Source organism: Aeromicrobium sp. Root472D3 (assembly GCF_001426485.1).
GTDB lineage: Bacteria > Actinomycetota > Actinomycetes > Propionibacteriales > Nocardioidaceae > Aeromicrobium.
This window is the reverse complement of sequence record NZ_LMET01000001.1, coordinates 1115148-1134605: the sequence shown is the minus strand read 5'-3', so window position 1 is coordinate 1134605 and position 19458 is coordinate 1115148. Positions and strand designations below refer to the sequence as shown.

Below are 19458 nucleotides of genomic sequence, written 5' to 3'. Positions count from 1 at the left end.
CGGCTGGCGCGAGGGACGAGCGCCGGGTGCGGCGACGAAGGAGCCGCGCGTCACTTGAGCGTCTGCTTGCCGCCGTGCAGCAGCGTGATGAGCTGCGCGACGCGGCCGTCCTCCTTGGCGCCCCGCTCGAACGACGTCAGCATCATGACGGGCTTGAACTTCTGCCGCGTGATGGCCTTGGCGTACGTGAACTCCTTGAGGCCGTCGGGCCCGTGGATGCGGCCGAAGCCCGACTGCCCGACGCCGCCGAACGGCAGGGTGGGCACGCCGGCGAAGGCGATGACCGAGTTGACCGACGTCATGCCCGAGCGGATGCGCCGGGCGATCTCCATGCCCTGCTTCTTGGAGAACACGGCGCCCGCGAGGCCGTACGACGTCGCGTTGGTGAGCTCGACGGCCTCGTCCATGCTGCGGACGGGGTTGATCGCGAGGGTCGGGCCGAACGTCTCCTCGGTGATCTCGGTCGAGTCCTCGGGCACGTGGGTCAGGATCGTCGGCTGGACGAAGCGCTCGCCGACGGCGTCCGAGCCACCCAGCGCGACGTGCGCGCCCTTGGCGATCGCGTCGTCGATGTGGCTCTGGATGACCTTGAGCTGCGACGGCATCGTGATGGGGCCGATCTTGGCGCCGGCGTCGGCGCCCGCGCGCAGCCCCTTCGCCTGGCCGAGGATCTCGGTCATGAACGAGTCGAAGACCTTCTCGTGGACGTAGACGCGCTCGGTGCCGATGCAGGTCTGGCCGGCGTTCGACATGCCGCCCCACAGCGCCGCCTCGGCGGCCTTGGCGAGGTCGGCGTCCTCGTCGACGATCAGCGAGTCCTTGCCGCCGGCCTCGATGATGACGGGGGTCAGGTTCTCGGCGCACGCCGCCATGACCTTCTTGCCGGTCGGGCCCGACCCGGTGAAGGCGAGCTTGTCGACGTCGGCGGTGCACAGGGCGCTGCCGGTCTCGCCGAGGCCCGTGACGACCTGCAGCACGGGGCGACCGTGCACGACCTCGGTGAACGTGTCGGCGAGCCACTGGCCCACGCCGGGCGTGTACTCGCTGGGCTTGAACACCACGGTGTTGCCGGCCGCGAGGGCGTAGGCGATCGAGCCCATCGGGGTGAAGACGGGGTAGTTCCACGGCCCGATGACGCCGACGACGCCGAGCGGCTTGTACTCGACGGTCGACGCCTGGTTGGCCATCAGCAGGCCCGACCTCACCTTGCTGGGCCCGAGCACCTTCTTGGCATTCTTCGCGGCCCACGCGACGTGGTCGATCGCGAGGATGATCTCGAGCTGCGCGTCGCCGTGCGGCTTGCCGGTCTCGCGGTGCGACAGGTTGGCGAGCTGCGCGATGCGGCGCGTGATGACGCTGCGCCACGTCAGCAGGTGCTCGGCGCGCTCGTCGAAGCTCAGGGCCCCCCACCAGCCGGCGGCCTCGCGGGCCCGGGCCACGGCGGCGTCGACGTCGGCCTTGGACGTGACGGGGTGCGTGCCGACGAGGTCGCCGTTGGCGGGGTCGAGCGAGTCGAACGTGTCGACGGGGGCGTCGGCGGAGGCGGTGGCGGTGGGGTCGAGCGTGGCGGTCATCGTGGCTCCTGCTTCTAGGCGGTGCGGATCAGGTCGGCGCACTTCTCGCCGATCATGATGGTGGGTGCGTTGGTGTTGCCGCGGGGGACGCGGGGCATGACCGAGGCGTCCGCGACGCGCAGTCCGTCGACGCCGTGGACCTTGAGCTCGGGGTCGACGACGCTGCCCTCGACCGTGCCCATCGCGCACGTCGCGACGGGGTGGTACAGCGTCTGGCCCAGTGCGCCGATCGTGTCGATGATCTCGTCGTCGGTGGGATCGGCGGACGCGGGCATCCACGGCTCGTCGAGGTAGCGGGCGATGGGGCCCTCGCGCAGGATCGCGAGCGCGCGCCGGTAGCCGCCGATCATCGCGTCGAGGTCGGCACGGTCGTCGAAGTAGCCGGGATCGATCGCGGGGTGCCACGTCGGATCGGCCGAGCGCAGCGTGATGCTGCCCTTGCTCTGCACGTTGACGAGCGTCACGGCGGTCGTCAGGGCCCGGCGCGTGGGCTCGTGCATGCCGTTGTCGTAGAAGCCCGTGGGGGCGACGTGCAGCTGGATGTCGGGGACGTCGAGGTCGTCGCGGGAGGTGAAGAACGCCCCGGTCTCGGCGACGTTGGAGCCCAGCGGCCCCTTGCCCGTCGCCCGCCACTTGAGCAGGTTGCCGAGCCCCAGCATCTCGGCGACGTCGGTCGTGTCCTTGGTGTAGCTGAGGATGCCCGAGACGGGGTGGTCCTGCAGGTTCTGCCCCACGCCGGACGACTCGACGACGACGTCGATGCCCATCTCGCGCAGGTGCGCCCCCGGGCCGATGCCCGACAGCATCAGCAGCTGCGGGCTGTTGATCGCACCGCCGCTGAGGACGACCTCGGCGTCGGCGCGCACCTCGAACGTCTCGCCGCCGCGCGTGTAGGCGACGCCGACCGCGCGGGTGCCCTCGAGCAGGATGCGGGTCACGAAGGCCTCGGTCAGCACCGTCAGGTTCGGCCGGTCCTCGGCGGGGTGGATGTAGGCGTCGGCGACCGACCAGCGCCGCCCCTTCCTGCACGTGACCTGGTAGAGCCCGATGCCCTCCTGCGAGGCGCCGTTGAAGTCGGGGTTGCGCTTGAGGCCGGCGGCGACGCCCGCCTCGACGAACGCGGTGCTGAGCTCGTGGTCGTACTGGCGGTCCTCGACGTGCAGGGGCCCGTCGGTGCCGTGGAACGGGTCGCCGAGCCGGGTGTTGGACTCGGCCTTCTTGAAGTACGGCAGCACGTCGTCGAAGCCCCAGCCGTCGGCCCCGTAGCCGTCGCGCCACTCGTCGTAGTCGGCGTGGTTGCCGCGGATGTAGATCATGGCGTTCATCGACGAGCAGCCGCCGAGCGCCTTCATGCGCGGCCAGTAGGCGCGCCGACCGGCGAGGTGCTTCTGGTGGGTCGTCTCGTAGTTCCAGTCCCACTTGGTCTTGAACAGCGTCGAGAAGCCCAGCGGCATGTGGATCATCTCGTCGTCGTCCTGCGGTCCCGCCTCGAGCAGCAGCACCGAGACCTGCGGGTCCTCGGTGAGCCGGGCGGCGATCACCCCACCGGCGCTGCCCGATCCGATGACGACGTAGTCGAAGGTCGAACTAGCCATGGGCCCTCTTCCAGCTGGTGACGTGGGCCACAAACCTACTGCGAGTATGTCCGTGACACAACAGGTGTCAGCGATCCAGGACGGCCCGGATCGACGCCCCGATCCGCGCGTCGAGCTCGCGACGACCTGTCCGGTCGACGGGCACCTCGAGCACGCGGATGCCGGGGACGTCCTCGGCGAGCGCGGCGGGCAGCGCGGCGACGTCGACGAGGCGGTGCGGCACGCCGTAGCCGCGGCACAGCGTGCCGATGTCGGCGCCCGTCGGCGTCGCGAAGACTCTCTCGAACGAGGCCGCGAAGTCGGGGGCGCCCTGCTCGAGGGTCGTGAAGATGCTGCCGCCGTCGTCGGACGCCACGACGACGGTCAGGTCGGGCCGCGGCTCGCCGGGACCGATCAGCAGCCCGTTGCTGCCGTGCAGGAACGTGAGGTCGCCGACGTAGGCGATCGCGCGGCTCGACGGGCGCCCGAGGGCCGCGCCGATCGCGCTCGACAGGACGCCGTCGATGCCGGCCAGCCCCCGGTTGGCGATGATCAGCCGCTTGCCGCCGACGGGGTAGGGCCGCGCGACGAGGTCGAGGTCGCGGACGGGGCTCGACGAGCCGACGAACAGCAGGCCGCCGGGCGGCACGGCCGCGTTGACGGCCCGCGCGACGTCGTAGGGCGTGCCGACCGTCAGGTCGTCGACGACGGCGGTCGCGAGCGCGTCGTCGGCGAGCCACTCGTCGAGCCACGACGACTCGTCGACGCCGCCCGCCGCGACCCGGTCGACGAACGTCACGTTCGGGCCGGCGGGCACGGGGAACGTCGCCTGCGTGCCGACGTGCACGACCGGGACGTCGGTGCGCGCCAGCAGCCGGGCGACCGGACGCGTCAGCGTCGCGTGGCCGAGGCTGACGACGCGCTCGATGCGGCTCGCCAGCGGCGAGTGGACCAGCAGCTGGCGGTACGTCACGAGGGCCTCGCCGTTGCGCGAGCCCGACGACGGCTCGGCGAGCAGCGGCCAGCGGGCGTCGCGGGCCAGGACGCGGGCGGGCTGCCGGGCGTCGTCGCCGGCCACGACGACGGTGCGCGGGCCGATGTCGAGCACGTGGGGCTCGCCGTGCTCCTCACCGCGCATCGTCCGGTCGGGCGGACCGTGCGGCTCGAAGCCCCACTCGACCGGCTCGAGGAGGGGTTCGTCGAGCTCGAGGTTGAGGTGCTGGACGCGTCCCGACAGCTCGTCGACGCGGTCGGTGAACGGCACGCCCGGGAAGATCTCGCGCTGGTCGGTCGTCTGGTTGGCGCCCGTGCCGCGCAGCCGTGCGGGCCGGTCGGCCGTCACGGCGAGCACCGGGACGTCGGCGTGCAGCGCCTCGAGCATCGCCGGGTGCAGGTTCGCGACCGCCGTGCCCGACGTCGTGACGACCGGCACGAGCCGGTGCGAGCCCTTCGCGAGGCCCAGCGCGAGGAACGCGGCCTCGCGCTCGTCGACGCGCACGTGCAGCCGCAGGACCCCGGCCCGCTCGGCCGCGAGCAGGCCCACCGCGAGCGGCCCCGAGCGCGACCCGGGCGACAGCACGGCGTCGCGCACGCCGAGCGCGGCCAGCGAGTGGATCAGCCGCCGCGCATCACCCGAGGCGCTCATGCCAGCACCGCGCGGACGGCCGAGAGGCGGGCCTGCCAGCGGGCGTCGGTCTCGCCGTCGGCGGCGACCCGGTCGTAGGCGGCGAGGTCGAGAACCTGGCGCCCGACCGGCAGGAATCCGTCGACCGGGACGAGCGGGGACGCGACGACGTCGCCGTCGAGCAGCGACGTCGTGGCGAGCCCGCACGCGTACGGCAGCTCGGGCAGGGCGGCCGCCAGCGCCAGGCCCGCCGCGAGGCCGATCGAGGTGTCGACGGCGCTGGACACCACGACGGGCAGACCGATCCGCTCGGCGATGCGCAGGGCCGCGTGCACCCCACCGAGCGGGGCGACCTTCAGCACCGCGACGTCGGCGGCCTCGAGCTCGGCGACGCGGAACGGGTCGTCGGCACGACGGATCGACTCGTCCGCCGCGATCGACACCCCCACGCGCCGACGGACTGCGGCGAGCTCCTCGACCGTCGCGCACGGCTGCTCGACGTACTCCAGCCCGCGGCTCGCGAGGTCCAGGGCCGCGATCGCGCTGACCGCCTCGTCGACCGTCCAGCCGCCGTTGGCGTCGACGCGCACCCGGCCCCCGGGGCCGATGGCGTCGCGCACGGCCTCGACCCGGTCGACGTCGTCGGCGAGCGTCTGGCCCCGCTCGGCGACCTTGACCTTGGCGGTGCCGCACCCGCTGGCGCGCACGATGCGCGCGGCCTGCTCGGGACCGACCGCCGGGACGGTGCAGTTGACCGCCACGCGGTCGCGGACGGCGGCGGGCCACGGGCGCTCGGCGGAGTCGATCGCCGCCGCGAGCCACGGCGCGCTCTCGCGGGCGTCGTAGTCGAGGAACGGGCTGAACTCGGCCCATCCGGCCGGCCCCTCGATCAGCATGCCCTCGCGCCGCGTGATGCCGCGGAACGTCGTCGGCATCGGGATCGAGAAGGTACGGGGCTGCACGAGTGGCAACTTACCGCCACCGTCCTACGTTGGAGACATGACTCGTATCGCCATCGTCGGAGGCCACGGCAAGATCGCCCGCCTCCTCATCCCCGTCCTGGTCGACGCCGGCCACCAGCCCGTCGCCCTCGTCCGCAACCCCGACCACACCTCCGAGCTGCAGGACCTCGGCGCCGAGGTCGTGCTGCTCGACATCGAGAAGTCCGACGACGACGACTTCGCGCAGGCCTTCACGGGCGCCGGAGCCGTCGTGTTCGCCGCCGGAGGTGGCGGCGACGGCAGCATCGAGCGCAAGAAGACCGTCGACCTCGGTGGCTCGCTCAAGTCGATCGCCGGGGCCACCGCCGCCGGCGTCCGCCGCTTCGTCCAGATCTCGGCGATCAGCGTCGACGAGCCCCTGGGCGACGACGTCGAGGACTCGTGGAAGGCGTACGTCGAGGCCAAGCGCGAGGCCGACGTCGTGCTGCGCGCCAGCGACCTCGACTGGACGATCATCCGTCCGGGCGGTCTGACCGACGACGACGCGACGGGTCAGGTCACGCTGGCCGAGACGGTCGAGCGCGGCGAGATCCCGCGGGCCGACGTCGCCGCCGTCATCGCGGCCGTGATCGAGGACCCCACGACCCACGGCAAGCAGTGGGAGGTCGTCGGCGGGTCCACGCCGATCCCCGAGGCGATCGCCGCAGCGGTGGGCTAGCGACCCGTCCCCGCCCCAGGCGGTGAGCTGGCGACCTGTCCCGGACGTCGAAGGGTCGCTGGCTCACCGCCGCCGGAGCGCGACGCGGTCGACCTTGCCACCCGGCAGCAGCGGCAGCGCGGCGATCGGCACGATTTCGCGCGGGGCCCAGGTGCGGGGCAGGCCGGACGCCTCGACGCCGTCGCGCACGACGTGCAGCGGCGGGGCGTCGGCGCCCGCGTCGGGCACGACGAACGCCACGACGCGGGCGCCCCACTCGTCGTCGGGCACGCCGAGCGCGATCGCGTCGCGGACGCCGTCGAGACCGCGCAGCGCCCGCGTCACCGCCGGCAGGCCGATGTTGACGCCGCCGCTGATGACGACGTCGTCGGAGCGCCCCGTCACCCGCAGGCGGCCCGCGGCGTCGATCGTGCCGAGGTCGGCGGTCGCGAACCAGCCGTCGCGCAGCACCCGGGCGGTCGCGGCCGCGTCGGCGTAGCCGTCGAACAGCACCGTGCCGCCGACGTGCACCTGCCCCGTGTCGTCGACCCGCAGCCGCACCCCGTCGAGCGGCACGCCGTCGTACACGCAGCCGCCGCTGGTCTCGCTCATCCCGTACGTCCGCACGACGCGCACGCCGTCGAGTGCGTCGAGCAGCTCGGGAGGCGCCGCGGCACCGCCGATCAGCAGCGCGTCGAGCGACCGCAGCGCGTCGACCTGGCCCGCCTCGACGAGCCGGTGCACCTGCGTCGGCACGAGCGAGGCGTAGCGCCGGTCGCCGGGGATCGCGTCGATCGCCGCCGCCAGGCCGTCGTGCTCGTCGACGAGGACGGGGTCGAGCCCGGCCAGCGCCGACCGCACCAGCACCTGCAGCCCACCGACGCCCGTGACGGGCATCGCGAGCAGCCACCCGCCGGGGCCGCCGAGCCGCTCGAGGCTCGCGCGCGCCGACGACGTGACGGCCGCGTGCGACAGGATGACGTCCTTCGGCTCCCCCGTGCTGCCGGACGTCCGGACGACGACCGGGTCGCCGCCGTCGCGCACCCACGCGCGAACCAGCGCGTGGACGTCGCGCGGCGCGCCCGCGACGGGCCGCAGCGACGCCGTCACGTGGGCTCGCCGGGCACGGCCGGCAGCGGCAGCGGGCGCTTCAGGTAGACCCACGGGAACCACGTGGAGCCGATGCGCTCCCACCCCTTGGCCTCGAGGTCGCGCATCTTGCGGCTGCCCACGACGGCCCGCTTGTGCTCCCACTGCGTGTCGGACTTCTCGACGTCGTGGAACAGCGGGCCGAAGCCGATCGAGTGCCAGCCGTGCCGCCCCCACAGGTCGAGCTGGTCCATCTCGTTGAACGCCGTCAGGCCCACGAGCTGCCGGTGCTCCCCCGCCTCCGGCAGGTGCCCGTCACCGGGATCGGGCGCGGACGACGGCTTGTGCCCGAACCGCTGCTGCGCGGCCTGGCGGGTCATGCCGAGGGCCGAGCCGATCGCCTCCCAGCTCGACCCGGCGGCGCGGGCCGACGTCACGGCCGAGCGCAGCAGGCGTCCGGTCTCGTCGTGCGCACGGCGCGTCAGCAGCACGAGGTCGAGGTGCGCCGACGGCTCGGTGTCGAGCCGTCGCTCGAGGGACGGGTCGAGCCGGGCGACCGCGCGGGCGATCAGGTCGGAGAACTCGGCGTCGTCGATGCTCATGCCGTCAAGCCTAGATTGACGCACCTGAGGCGTCAACACGAAATTGACACGCGAGGGGGTGGCAGACTTGCCGCCCATGACCACCTCGTCGCCGTCCCCCGTCCAGCTGTGGGTCGCCGGCTCGCGCCCACGGACGCTGCCCGCCGCCGTCGCGCCCGTCCTGGCCGGCACGGGCGCCGCGGCGTACGCCGACTCGGTCGTGTGGTGGAAGGCCCTGCTGGCGCTCGGCGTCTCGCTGGCGCTGCAGATCGGCGTCAACTACGCCAACGACTACTCCGACGGCATCAAGGGCACCGACGACGACCGCGTCGGCCCGCTGCGCCTCGTCGGCTCCGGGCTCGTCCCCGCCCGCTCGGTCAAGATCGCCGCGCTGGGCTTCCTCGGGCTGGGGGCCGCGATGGGCCTGGTGCTGGCCGCGACGACCACGTGGTGGCTCCTGCTCGTGGGCGTCGCCGCGCTGGGGGCCGCGTGGACGTACACCGGCGGGCCGTCGCCGTACGGGTACCGCGCACTCGGCGAGGTCAGCGTGTTCGTGTTCTTCGGGCTCGTCGCGGTGCTCGGCACGGCCTACGTGCAGGTCGAGGAGGTGACGGGCGTCGCGGTCGCGGCGGCCGTCGGCGTCGGCGCGCTCGCCTGCGGCATCCTCGTGGCCAACAACCTGCGCGACATCCCCACCGACAGCGTCACGGGCAAGCGGACGCTCGCGGTCGTCCTGGGCGACTCCGGCACCCGCCGGCTCTACGGCCTGCTCGGGTTCGTCGCGCTCGCGATGCTGGTGTGGGCCGCGTTCTCGACGCCGTGGGCCCTGCTCGGGCTCCTGTGCCTGCCGCTGCTGGGCCGCGGCGCCGCCACCGTCGCGTCGGGCGCCAGGGGCATGGCGCTGATCCCCGTCCTGCGCGACACCGGGCTGGCCGAGCTGGTCTACGCCGCGGGGCTCGCGATCGGCCTCGCGATCGGCGCCTGACGTGCTGCGGGTCGCCGTGGTCTCCGACACGCACGCGCCGCGGTTCTGGAAGGCGCTCCCGCCGGCCGTGGCCGAGCACCTCGAGGGCGTCGACGTCATCCTGCACGCGGGCGACGTCTGCGTGCCCTCGGTGCTCGACGAGCTCGCCGCCCTGGCACCCGTGCACGTCGTGGCGGGCAACAACGACGGTCCCGACGTCGTCGCATGGGGCGCGCCCGAGACCCTCGAGGTCGAGCTGGACGGGCTGCGGGTCGCGATGATCCACGACAGCGGCTCCAAGGACGGGCGCGCCCGGCGCATGCGCCGCCGCTTCCCCGACGCCGACCTCGTCGTGTTCGGCCACTCCCACATCCCGTGGGACACCCAGGACGACGGCCAGCGCCTGTTCAACCCCGGCTCGCCGACCGACAAGCGACGTCAGCCGCGCGGCACGATGGGCCTGCTGGTGATCGACGACGGCCGACTCGTCTCGGCCGAGATCGTGCCCGTCACGCCGTGACGGGGACCGCGGGCAGGACGCCCGTCGACGCGAACTCGTCGAGGGCCGCCGCGTACGGCGCGATGTCGATGCCCTTCGCGGCCAGCCACGCGTCGTCGTAGTACGTCTGCTCGTAGCGCTCGCCGCCGTCGCACAGCAGCGTCACGACGCTGCCCTCGCGCCCCTCGTCGCGCATGTCGCCGATCAGCTGCAGCGACGCCCACACGTTGGTGCCGGTCGAGCCGCCCACCAGACGTCCGAGGATCGCCGAGACCCATCGCATCGTCGCGATCGACGCGGCGTCCGGCACCTTGACCATGTCGTCGATGACGCCGCCGACGAACGACGGCTCGACCCGCATGCGTCCGATGCCCTCGATGCGTGAGGGCCGATCGGTCGTCACGTCGGAGCTGTCGGTCTCCCAGCCGCCGTAGAACGCGGAGTTCTCGGGGTCGGCCACCGCGACGCGGGTGTCGAAGCGGCGGTAGCGCACGAACCGTCCGATCGTGGCGGACGTGCCGCCGGTGCCGGCGCTGACCACGATCCACGTGGGGCACGGGTGCGGCTCGGCCGACAGCTGGTCGAAGATCGACTCGGCGATGTTGTTGTTGCCCCGCCAGTCGGTCGCCCGCTCGGCGTACGTGAACTGGTCCATGTAGTGCCCGCCGGTCTCGTCGGCGAGGTCGCGAGCGACGTCGTAGACCGTGCCGGGGTCGTCGACCAGGTGGCACCGGCCCCCGTAGAACTCGATCAGCGCGATCTTCTCGCGGCTCGTCGACGACGGCATGACCGCGACGAACGGCAGCCCGATCAGCCGCGCGAAGAACGCCTCGCTGACGGCGGTCGAGCCGCTGGACGCCTCGATGACGGTCGAGCCCGGACCGATCCATCCGTTGCACAGCGCGTACAGGAACAGCGAGCGCGCCAGGCGGTGCTTGAGGCTGCCGGTCGGGTGGACCGACTCGTCCTTGAGGTACAGGTCGATGCCGGGCACCGGGATCGGCAGGACGTGCAGGTGCGTGTCGGCGCTGCGGTTGGCGTCGGCGTCGACGCGCCGGATCGCCTCGGCGATCCAGTCGCGGCTCTCAGTCGATGTCTTCGGCACGACGAGACTCCTCGATGCGCTCCGTCATGCGGGTGGCCCGTTCGTGGACGTTGAGGGCCAGCTTGTCGCGCAGGCCGGCGAGCAGGAACACCGAGATGACCGACGACACGACCAGCGAGATCAGCAGGACCCAGATGTTCGTCACGGCCGTCGACTCCAGCCAGATCTGCGCCAGCAGCCAGATGATGACGAAGCACGCGGCGAAGACCGCGAACCGCGCCAGCGTGTAGGTCCAGAATGCCTTCATGCCGCCACCCTAATCGGTCGGACCCCATCGCCGGCCGTCCGGTTGTGACCGCCCGGATACGGTGGCGTCATGGGTAAGGCGCTGTTGGTGGTCGTTGCTGTGGTGCTGGTCGTGTACGCGATCTTCGACCTCCTCGCGACGCCCAAGGGGCAGGTGCGCGTGCTGCCCAAGATCGTGTGGTTCGTGCTGGTCCTCGTGCCGTTCGTGGGCCCGCTGCTGTGGATCTTCGTGGGCCACGGGCGCCAGGCCCCGCCCCCGCGGCAGCGCGGCGCGGGCGACGGCAACGGCGGCGGCTGGACCCCTCCCCCGAGCCCCCGCGGCCCGGACGACGACCCGGACTACCTGCGGGGTCTCTGACCGGACGGGGCGTCAGTCGTCCCAGCGGAACAACCGGCTCGCGACCGCGGTCACGACGACCGCGAACCCGAGCAGGATCAGCATCGGCACGACGGCCGACGACGGGCCCTCGCCGCGCACCATCGTGTCGAGCATGCCGTCGTTCAGGTGCTTGAGCGGCAGGACCTTGCTGATCGCCGTGACGTAGCCGGGTGCGCCGTCGAGCGGGAAGAACGACCCCGACAGGAACGCCATCGGCAGCACGACGAAGTTCGCGATGCCGACCGCGGCCTCCTCGCTGCGCGCCACGGCCCCCGCGAGCAGGCCGATCGCCATGAAGGCCAGCGTCCCGCACACCAGCAGCGGGACGATCATGGGCCACGAGCCCGTCAGCCGGAGCCCGAACAGCGCGACGCCGACGCCGACGAAGATCGCCGCCTGCACGATCGCGATCGCGATCGACACCGCGACGCGGGCCAGCACGACCGAGCGGGTCGGGATGGGGGCCAGGCGCAGACGGCGCAGCAGCCCGTTGCGGCGCCACACGACCAAATTGGTCGCGGCGCCGAACGTCGCGCCCGACGCGATCGCCCAGCCCATCAGCCCGGGCGTGTAATACTGGATGGACTTCAGCGAGTCGTCCTCGACCTGGTCGGTCGTGAGGCTGAAGCGCGGCACCTGCCCCGTCTCGGCGAGGTTGGCGGACTGCACGATCGCCTCGAACGTCCCCCGCACCGTCGCGGCCTGCACCTGGTCGGCCTGCGAGTACCGCACGACCAGGCGGTCGCCGTCCTGGCGGATGACGGCGTCGGCGTCGCCCTTGCGCACCTGCTCGAGGGCGTCCTGCTCGTCGGACGACCGCGTGACGTCGAGGCTCTCGTCGAGGGCCGCACGGACGGCCCTCGGCGCGTCGTCGAGCACCGACACCGCGCCGATCTGGATGACGTCGGACCTCGACGCGCCCTGGTCGGTGAAGATGCCGCCGAACAGCACGAGGAACATCAGCGGGAAGATCACGGCGAAGAAGAACGCCATCTTGTCGCGGAAGAAGCCCTTGAGCATCGCCCGGGCCAGGCTGCGGAAGGCCCTCATGCACGGTACTCGCGACCCGTGAGCTCGAGGAACACGTCCTCGAGGGACGCGCCCTTCACGCTGAGGCCGTCGAGCGCGTCGCGCCGGGCAAGGGCCGTCAGGACGCGCGACGGGTCGCGGGTCGTGATCGTCGTACCGGAGTCGTCGTCGGTGACGGGGTCGTCGCCGGCCAGCGCGCGGGCGTCGGAGACCGGCAGGGTGCCGGGGGCGAGGCTGATGCGCACGGGGGCGTCGAGGCCGCGCACCAGCGCGGCGGGGGTGTCGAGCTCGAGGATGCGCCCGGCGTCCATGATCGCGACGCGGTCGCACAGCACCTCGGCCTCGTCCATGTGGTGCGTCGTCAGCACGACGGTGCGGCCCGAGTCGTTGATCGAGCGCAGGACGTCCCAGAGGTTGCGGCGGGCCTGCGGGTCGAGGGCCGCGGTCGGCTCGTCCAGGAAGACGACCTCGGGGTCGTGGATCAGGGCGCACGCGATCGACAGGCGCTGCTTCTGCCCGCCCGAGAGGTCCTCGGTGCGGACGTCGGCCTTGTCGACCAGGCCGACCTGCTCGAGCATCTCGGCGGTGCGCCCCGGGGCGACGCCGTAGAGGGCGCCGAACGTGTCGAGCTGCTCGCGGGCCGTCAGCCGCTCGAAGAACGACGACGACTGCAGCTGGACGCCCATCCGGCGCTGCAGCTCGGGCTCGCGGCGCCACGGCTCGTGCTCGCCGATGCGCACGGTGCCGGACTGCGGCCTGCGCAGCCCCTCGATCATCTCGAGCGTCGTGGTCTTGCCGGCGCCGTTGGGGCCCAGCAGCCCGAAGAACTCACCGGGGGCGACCGTGAAGCTGACGTCGTCGACCGCCCGCACGTCGCCGTACGTCATGACGAGCCCCTCGACCCTGATCTCGACTCCCATGAGCCCAGACCCTAGCCGGGTTCCCCCGGTGCTCGCAGTTTCCCAGGTTCACCTGGGATTCTTCAGACCCGAGCGAGGTCTTCCGGGTGAACCTCGGAAGCTGTCGGGGTCCACCTGGGAAACCGACACCGCGCCCCGGGAGCAACCGGGGTGACGTGCCGGCTCGCGGGGTCACCCCGGTTCCGGCGATGGCTCTCCGCCGAGACCCAGGTTCACCTGGGAAACTGCGGCGGTGCGCGCCCTACTTGGCGTAGGAGTGCATGCCCCCGACGAAGAGGTTGACGCCGACGAAGTTGAACACGAACGTCGCGAAGCCGATGAGGGCCAGGATCGCGGCGGCCTTGCCCTTCCACCCGGCGGTCGCGCGGGCGTGCAGGTAGCCGGCGTAGACGACCCAGGTGATGAACGCCCAGACCTCCTTGGGGTCCCAGCCCCAGTAGCGGCCCCACGCGTACTGCGCCCAGATCGGCCCGGCGATCAGGGCGGCGAACGTCCAGATCGGGAACGCGAACGCGTGCACGCGGTACGCGACCTGGTCGATCTTGGCCGACGCCGGGATGCGCCACAGGAAGCCGGTGCGCTGGTCCTCCGGGGTCGTGCGCTCGGCCCGCGACTTCACGAGGTACAGCACGGAGGCGGCGGCGCCCACGAGGAACGCCGAGCCCGAGATGATCGCGCCGAGCACGTGGATCACGAGCCAGTACGAGTGCAGCGCGGGCACGAGCGGACCGGCCGGCACGTAGACCATCGCGGACGCGCCCAGCACGACGGTGCCGAAGCCCGTGATGATCGGGCCGACCCAGTCGATCTCCCAGACGCGCACGAGCACGAGGTAGGCGACCACGGCGGCGAGCGTCGCGGCGCAGCCGAACTCGTACATGTTGCCCCACGGGACGCGCTGGGCGGCGAACCCGCGCGTCACGACGCCGACGGCCAGGACGAGCGCGGACAGCGTCGTCAGCGACAGCCCGATGCCACCGGCCATGTCGCTGCGCTCGACGGGGTCGCTGCTGCCGGACGGCGCCTCGGACCCACCCGCCGTGACGAGCTCGCGCTCACGCTCGGGCGCGAGGTTGCGGGCGAAGCCCCACTGCGCGACGTAGGCGACGAAGGCCAGCGCCAGGATGCCCGTCGCGGAGGCGACCGCGTAGTTCGAGATCTGCGCCAGGGTCTCCAGGGTCATGCCTTCTCCTCGGTCTTCTCCCCGAGCGCGTCCTTGAACCGCTCGAGGAAGTCATCCAGGTCGGCCGGCAGGTCGTCCCGGGGGACGCGGTCGAGCACGGCGACATCCACCACGGTACGTGAGCCCTCCCGACGCGTGCGAATCCACGTGCGACGGGGCTTGACGGTCAGCGACACCATGAGGCCGAGCAGCCCGGCCACGATGCCGAACAGCGGCACCTTCACCAGCGGCGACGAGCTGATCTGGAACCGCGCGAACTGCCGCAGCTCGGTGAACTCGATCGTGCCGCCGTCCGGCAGGTCGGCGGTCATGCCGGGCTGCAGGCTGATGCGGACGTTGGCGTCGCCGTTCTTGTACTGCGTCATCTTGGACTTGTCGAGGATGAACACCGACTGCGACCGTCCGTCGTCCAGGCCGAGGTCGCCGTGCCACACGTTCAGGCCCACGAGCGGGTTGGCCGCCGCGGGGTGCGCGGACGTCGAGAGCTCCTGTCCGTCCTGCGTGACGGCCGTCGGCAGGAAGAAGCCCTGGAAGCCGAGCTGCTCGGGCTTGGCGTCGGGCACCTTGATGATGCCGTTGGACGTGTAGGTCGGATCGGCCGGCAGGAACGGGACGGCGTCGTCGAACACGACGTCGCCCTGGGCGTCGGTGATCTTGAAGACCGGCGCGTAGCCCTGGCCCAGCAGGTAGATCGACGTGCTGCCCACCGACAGCGGGTGGTTGACCGTGATGTCGAAACGCCGGTCGGCGTCGCCCGGGCGGGCCGTGTAGGTGCCCGCGGCCCGGAACTCGCGCGGCGCCCCGGCCTGCGGGCTGCCGAACGGCTGGAACCGGGCCGTGACCTGGTCGAGGGTCAGGGCGAACGGCGGCAGGTCGTCGGTGCTGAACAGCGTGCCGGAGCTGAACTCGTCGTACTGCGGCAGCGAGTTCGCGAACTGTCCGCCGTCGTCGGTCACGATGACCGAGCCGCGGTAGCCGTAGAGCGTCCCGACCGCGACGCCGATCAGCACCACGACGATGCTGACGTGGAAGACCAGGTTGCCGGCCTCGCGCAGGAAGCCCTTCTCGGCGCTGACCTCGCGCACGTCGCCGTCGCGGTCGACGACGTCGACCCGCGACCGTCCGAGCGCCTCACGGGCCGCCGCGACGACCTCGTCGGGCGTGCGGTCGGTCTCGAACGTCGACGACGCCGGCAGGCGGGCGAAGTTGCGCGGCGCCCTGGGCGGGCGCGCGCGGACGGCCTTGAGGTACACGAACGAGCGCGGCAGGATGCAGCCCACCAGCGACACCATCAGCAGCAGGTACACCGCGCTGAACCACGGCGAGCTATACACCGCGAACATGCCGAGCTTGTCGAGGAACGGCGCGAGCTGCGGGTGGTCGAGGAAGTAGTTCTCGACGGCCCGGGCGTCGACGCCGCGCTGCGGGTACAGCGATCCGGGGACCGCCGCGATCGCCAGGAGCAGCAGCAGCATCAGCGCCGTGCGCATCGACGTCAGCTGGCGCCAGAACCACCGGGTGAACTCCCGGCGACCCAGCGCCGGGACAGCGTTGTCGCTCATGCGGCCTCACTCATATCGGTGCCTCGAATCCGTTCACCCAGGTCTGCATGTCGCTGACGAGGTCGGTCCACAGACCCGTCACGAGCATGATGCCGACCGCGATCAACAGGACTCCCCCGACGACCGACACGGCGCGCTGGTGGCGGCGGAACCACGAGACGGCGTGCATGAACCGGCCGAACCCCAGCGCGGCCAGCACGAAGGGGATGCCGAGACCGAGGCAGTAGAACAGCGTCAGGAAGGCGCCGCGCGACGCCGACGCGTCGTCGGTCGCCATCGAGAGCGCCAGGACGGCGCTGAGCGTCGGGCCGATGCACGGCGTCCACCCGAGGCCGAAGAAGACGCCGAGCACCGGCGCCATCGCGAGGCCGACCGCGGGGACCGCGTGCACCCGGACGTCACGCTGCATCAGCGGCACGAGGCCGATGAAGGCCAGGCCCATCAGGATCACGAGGACGCCCGTGACGAGCGTCAGCGTGTCCTGGTGCTCGGCGAGCCTGAGCCCGATCGAGCCGAACAGTGCGCCACCCAGCACGAACACGGCGCTGAAGCCCGCGACGAACAGCACCGCGCCGGCCAGGAGGCGGCCGCGGCGGGCCGTCTCGAGGTCCTGCGCGGCGACGCCCGAGATGTACGACAGGTAGCCGGGCAGCAGCGGGAGCACGCACGGCGAGAAGAACGACAGCAGTCCGGCGACCGCTGCCACGGGGACGGCGAGGAGCAGGTTGCCCGACAGCGCCGTCTCCCTGAACCAGTCGGTCACGCGGTGCTCTTCTGGACGTCGTCGATCAGGTTCGCCAACGTCGACGCCGAGATCTTGTCGATGACCCGGGCCGCGACCCGTCCCTCGGAGTCGATGATCCACGTGGTGGGGATCGCGAGGGTCGGGAGGCTGTCGTTGAAGCCCAGCTCGAGCTTGCCGCCCTGGTCGGCGAAGCTCGGGTAGGTGATGCCCTTGTTGCGGTTGAACGCGATCGCGCTGGTCGGGTCCTTGGTGCGGGTCAGGATGCCGACGAACTGGACGTCCTTGCTCGCGTACTCCTGGGCCACCTCGTCGAGCGCGGGGGCCTCGGCGCGGCACGGCGGGCACCACGGGCCCCACAGGTTGACGACGATCGTCTTGCCGGCGAAGTCGGCGGTCGAGAGCGGACGCCCGTCGAGCCCCTCGCCCTCGAGCACCGGCGCCTTCTCGCGGTCGGCGGCGTCGACCGTCGTGATCGCCTCGGAGCCGTCGCCGGACACGAAGCCCGTCGTGGTGCCGCGGTTGCCGGCCCCGCTGCACGCCGACAGCGTCGTCACGACCAGGACGGTCGCGACGGCCGCGAGGGCGCGGGCTCCCCGGCGCGTCGCCACGTCAGGCTCCGCCGACGACCTTGCCGCGCAGCGGCTCGGGCAGCAGGTCGCGGGCGGGCTCGCTGTAGGTGACGCCGATGAACTCGTCGCCGTCGAAGTACAGGCTCGTCAGGCTCGCGAGCGTGCACTGGCGCTTGCGCGGGTCGTGGACGAACGTCTTGCGCTCGAAGGCGCGGCGCGCGATCCAGACCGGCAGCTGGTGCGAGACGATGACGGCCTCGTGGCCGCGGGCGGCCTCGCGCGCGTCCTGGACGGCCGACTGCATGCGGGCCGCGATCTCCGTGTAGGGCTCGCCCCACGAGGGCCGGAACGGGTTGCGCAGCATCCACCAGTTGGAGGGGTTGCTGAACGCGCCGTTGCCGACGCCGACGGTCTTGCCCTCGAAGAGGTTGTCGGCTTCGATGACCCGCTCATCCGTCACGATCGGCACCTCGAGCAGCTGCGAGAGCGGGGCGGCGGTCTGCTGCGCGCGCTCGAGCGGCGACGCGACCATGTGCACGATCTCGTTCTTCGACAGGAACTCCGCCGCCCGGGCCGCCATCTGGTGGCCGAGGTCGGACAGGACGAACTCGGGAAGTCGTCCGTAGAGGACGCCCTCGGGGTTGTGCACCTCGCCGTGGCGCATCAGGTGCACGATCGTACGTTCGGACATGGGGTCCTCTTCTGCTGGACGGGACGAGCTTCTCGGACGGGGGTGCTTCTCGACGGGGGGCGCCGGCTCAGGTCGCAGCGGTGGCGCGGGCGGCGGCCTGCGCGGCGGCGGGCAGCGCCTCCGCGATCCTAGTGAGTGCCTCCTCGCCGTGGGCCGCCGAGACGAACCAGCACTCGAAGGCGCTCGGCGGCAGGTACACGCCGGCGTCGAGCATCGCGTGGAAGAACGGCTTGTACCGCCAGGCCTCCTGCGCCTGCGCGCCCGCGAAGTCGGTCACGGGGGCGTCGACGCCCCAGAAGACGCTGAACATGTTGCCGGCGTTCTGCAGGGTGTGGGCGACGCCCGCGGACGTCAGCGCGTCGGTGACGAGGCGCTGCAGCTGCCGTGAGGCGTCGTCGAGCCGCGCGTACGCGTCGGCGTCGGCCAGGCGCAGCGTCGTCAGGCCCGCGGTCGTGGCGATGGGGTTGCCCGACAGCGTGCCCGCCTGGTAGACGGGGCCCGACGGCGCGAGCTGCTCCATGACGTCGCGGCGACCGCCGAACGCGGCGGCCGGGAAGCCGCCGCCCATGACCTTGCCGTACGTCACGAGGTCGGGCGCCCAGCCCTCGCGCTGCCCGTCGAGGCCCCAGTGGCCCGACCGGGTCACGCGGAAGCCGGTCATGACCTCGTCGCTGATGAACAGCGCCCCGTGGCGGGCGGTGACCTGCGACAGGAACTCGTTGAAGCCGGGCTCGGGCGGGACGACGCCCATGTTGCCCGCCGCCGCCTCGGTGATGAGGCACGCGATGGCGTCGCCGTGCTCGGCGAAGGCCGCCTCGACCGCGGAGCGGTCGTTGTAGGGCAGCACGATCGTGTCGGCCGTGACGTGCGCGGGCACGCCGGGCGTCTCGGGCAGGCCGAGCGTCACGACGCCCGAGCCGGCCTCGGCCAGCAGGGCGTCGACGTGACCGTGGTAGCAGCCCGCGAACTTGACGATCTTGTCGCGACCCGTGAACCCGCGGGCCAGACGGATCGCCGACATCGTCGCCTCGGTGCCCGACGAGACCATGCGCACCATCTCGGCCGACGTCCGTGCCACGATCTCCTCGGCGAGCAGCACCTCGGGCTCGCTCGGCGTGCCGAACGACGTCCCGCGCGCGGCGGCCGCACCGACCGCCGCGATGACCTCGGGGTGCGCGTGGCCCAGCAGCATGGGTCCCCACGAGCCGACCAGGTCGACGTACCGCCGACCGTCGACGTCGGTGAGCCAGGCGCCCTCGCCGGACGCCATGAAGATCGGGGTGCCGCCGACGGCGCGGAAGGCCCGGACCGGCGAGTTGACGCCGCCCGGCGAGACTGCTTGGGCGCGCTCGAACAGGTGCTGCGAGGCAGGAGAGGGAGTCACCCCACCATTGTCTCGCGCAGGCGAAATGGCCGCGACGGCGGCGTCGGACCGGCGTAACCTTCGCGGGGTGCGCGTCGTTGACGATGTGTTCTGCGCCACGAC

General features: G+C 72.3%; 20 protein-coding genes. 4 read left to right on the top strand and 16 right to left on the bottom strand.

From position 1 onward, the window contains the following. Nucleotides 1–50 precede the first annotated feature (50 nt). The 4 genes from ASD10_RS05560 to ASD10_RS05545 all read right to left on the bottom strand — a co-directional run bounded on the left by ASD10_RS05560 (nucleotide 51) and on the right by ASD10_RS05545 (nucleotide 5734). A complete protein-coding gene (locus tag ASD10_RS05560) occupies nucleotides 51–1574 on the bottom strand; it encodes an aldehyde dehydrogenase family protein (RefSeq protein WP_056605828.1) in 1524 nt (507 codons plus the stop codon). Nucleotides 1575–1588: 14 nt separating this feature from the next. Then, complete coding sequence (locus tag ASD10_RS05555; RefSeq protein ID WP_056605826.1) at nucleotides 1589–3169, bottom strand: GMC family oxidoreductase; 1581 nt, start codon at nucleotides 3167–3169, stop codon at nucleotides 1589–1591. A gap of 67 nt (nucleotides 3170–3236) precedes the next feature. Further along, the gene (gene menD, locus ASD10_RS05550; RefSeq protein ID WP_056605823.1) at nucleotides 3237–4793 is read right to left on the bottom strand and encodes a 2-succinyl-5-enolpyruvyl-6-hydroxy-3-cyclohexene-1-carboxylate synthase; all 1557 of its coding nucleotides are present in this window, start codon (nucleotides 4791–4793) and stop codon (nucleotides 3237–3239) included. After that, nucleotides 4790–5734 (bottom strand): o-succinylbenzoate synthase, encoded by a 945-nt coding sequence (locus ASD10_RS05545; RefSeq protein ID WP_082556039.1) that lies wholly within the window; start codon nucleotides 5732–5734, stop codon nucleotides 4790–4792. The genes menD and ASD10_RS05545 overlap by 4 nt, the downstream gene beginning before the upstream one ends. Before the next feature lie 37 nt (nucleotides 5735–5771). Between ASD10_RS05545 and ASD10_RS05540 the strand changes: the two genes are divergently transcribed. Then, nucleotides 5772–6431, top strand: a complete 660-nt coding sequence (locus tag ASD10_RS05540; RefSeq protein ID WP_056605819.1) for an SDR family oxidoreductase — start codon at nucleotides 5772–5774, stop codon at nucleotides 6429–6431. Between the two features lie 63 nt (nucleotides 6432–6494). Here ASD10_RS05540 and ASD10_RS05535 read toward each other — a convergent pair whose 3' ends face one another. Continuing rightward, on the bottom strand, nucleotides 6495–7520 hold the full coding sequence (locus tag ASD10_RS05535) for an AMP-binding protein (protein ID WP_235501765.1): 1026 nt from the start codon (nucleotides 7518–7520) through the stop codon (nucleotides 6495–6497). After that, nucleotides 7517–8101 (bottom strand): hypothetical protein, encoded by a 585-nt coding sequence (locus tag ASD10_RS05530; RefSeq protein WP_200938129.1) that lies wholly within the window; start codon nucleotides 8099–8101, stop codon nucleotides 7517–7519. Before ASD10_RS05530 ends, ASD10_RS05535 begins: the two co-directional genes overlap by 4 nt. Before the next feature lie 76 nt (nucleotides 8102–8177). On the opposite strand from ASD10_RS05530, the gene ASD10_RS05525 reads away from it, so the two are divergent. After that, a complete protein-coding gene (locus ASD10_RS05525) occupies nucleotides 8178–9065 on the top strand; it encodes a 1,4-dihydroxy-2-naphthoate polyprenyltransferase (RefSeq protein ID WP_056605818.1) in 888 nt (295 codons plus the stop codon). Nucleotide 9066: 1 nt separating this feature from the next. Then, the gene (locus ASD10_RS05520) at nucleotides 9067–9564 is read left to right on the top strand and encodes a metallophosphoesterase family protein (RefSeq protein ID WP_235501764.1); all 498 of its coding nucleotides are present in this window, start codon (nucleotides 9067–9069) and stop codon (nucleotides 9562–9564) included. On the opposite strand, the gene ASD10_RS05515 is transcribed toward ASD10_RS05520, so the two are convergent. After that, nucleotides 9554–10648, bottom strand: coding sequence for a PLP-dependent cysteine synthase family protein (locus ASD10_RS05515; RefSeq protein ID WP_056605817.1), 1095 nt, complete (start codon nucleotides 10646–10648; stop codon nucleotides 9554–9556). The genes ASD10_RS05520 and ASD10_RS05515 overlap by 11 nt on opposite strands. Next, on the bottom strand, nucleotides 10629–10895 hold the full coding sequence (locus ASD10_RS05510; RefSeq protein WP_056605816.1) for a DUF4229 domain-containing protein: 267 nt from the start codon (nucleotides 10893–10895) through the stop codon (nucleotides 10629–10631). Before ASD10_RS05510 ends, ASD10_RS05515 begins: the two co-directional genes overlap by 20 nt. A gap of 69 nt (nucleotides 10896–10964) precedes the next feature. On the opposite strand from ASD10_RS05510, the gene ASD10_RS05505 reads away from it, so the two are divergent. Beyond that, nucleotides 10965–11252, top strand: a complete 288-nt coding sequence (locus ASD10_RS05505) for a PLD nuclease N-terminal domain-containing protein (RefSeq protein ID WP_082556037.1) — start codon at nucleotides 10965–10967, stop codon at nucleotides 11250–11252. Between the two features lie 12 nt (nucleotides 11253–11264). On the opposite strand, the gene ASD10_RS05500 is transcribed toward ASD10_RS05505, so the two are convergent. From ASD10_RS05500 to hemL, 8 genes are all read right to left on the bottom strand, one after another. Beyond that, nucleotides 11265–12323 (bottom strand): ABC transporter permease, encoded by a 1059-nt coding sequence (locus ASD10_RS05500; RefSeq protein WP_056605812.1) that lies wholly within the window; start codon nucleotides 12321–12323, stop codon nucleotides 11265–11267. Continuing rightward, complete coding sequence (locus ASD10_RS05495; RefSeq protein ID WP_056605809.1) at nucleotides 12320–13222, bottom strand: ABC transporter ATP-binding protein; 903 nt, start codon at nucleotides 13220–13222, stop codon at nucleotides 12320–12322. The genes ASD10_RS05500 and ASD10_RS05495 overlap by 4 nt, the downstream gene beginning before the upstream one ends. Nucleotides 13223–13463: 241 nt before the next feature. Beyond that, on the bottom strand, nucleotides 13464–14405 hold the full coding sequence (gene ccsB / locus ASD10_RS05490; RefSeq protein WP_056605804.1) for a c-type cytochrome biogenesis protein CcsB: 942 nt from the start codon (nucleotides 14403–14405) through the stop codon (nucleotides 13464–13466). Further along, a complete protein-coding gene (locus ASD10_RS05485; protein ID WP_056605803.1) occupies nucleotides 14402–15967 on the bottom strand; it encodes a cytochrome c biogenesis protein ResB in 1566 nt (521 codons plus the stop codon). The genes ccsB and ASD10_RS05485 overlap by 4 nt, the downstream gene beginning before the upstream one ends. A gap of 10 nt (nucleotides 15968–15977) precedes the next feature. Next, nucleotides 15978–16730: a cytochrome c biogenesis CcdA family protein gene (locus tag ASD10_RS05480; protein ID WP_056605802.1), complete on the bottom strand. Its 753-nt coding sequence runs from the start codon at nucleotides 16728–16730 to the stop codon at nucleotides 15978–15980. Next, a complete protein-coding gene (locus ASD10_RS05475; protein ID WP_056605793.1) occupies nucleotides 16727–17320 on the bottom strand; it encodes a TlpA disulfide reductase family protein in 594 nt (197 codons plus the stop codon). Before ASD10_RS05475 ends, ASD10_RS05480 begins: the two co-directional genes overlap by 4 nt. Nucleotide 17321: 1 nt before the next feature. Further along, nucleotides 17322–17972 (bottom strand): histidine phosphatase family protein, encoded by a 651-nt coding sequence (locus tag ASD10_RS05470; protein ID WP_056605790.1) that lies wholly within the window; start codon nucleotides 17970–17972, stop codon nucleotides 17322–17324. A gap of 67 nt (nucleotides 17973–18039) precedes the next feature. Further along, nucleotides 18040–19356, bottom strand: a complete 1317-nt coding sequence (gene hemL, locus ASD10_RS05465) for a glutamate-1-semialdehyde 2,1-aminomutase (RefSeq protein ID WP_056605775.1) — start codon at nucleotides 19354–19356, stop codon at nucleotides 18040–18042. Between the last annotated feature and the right edge of the window lie 102 nt (nucleotides 19357–19458).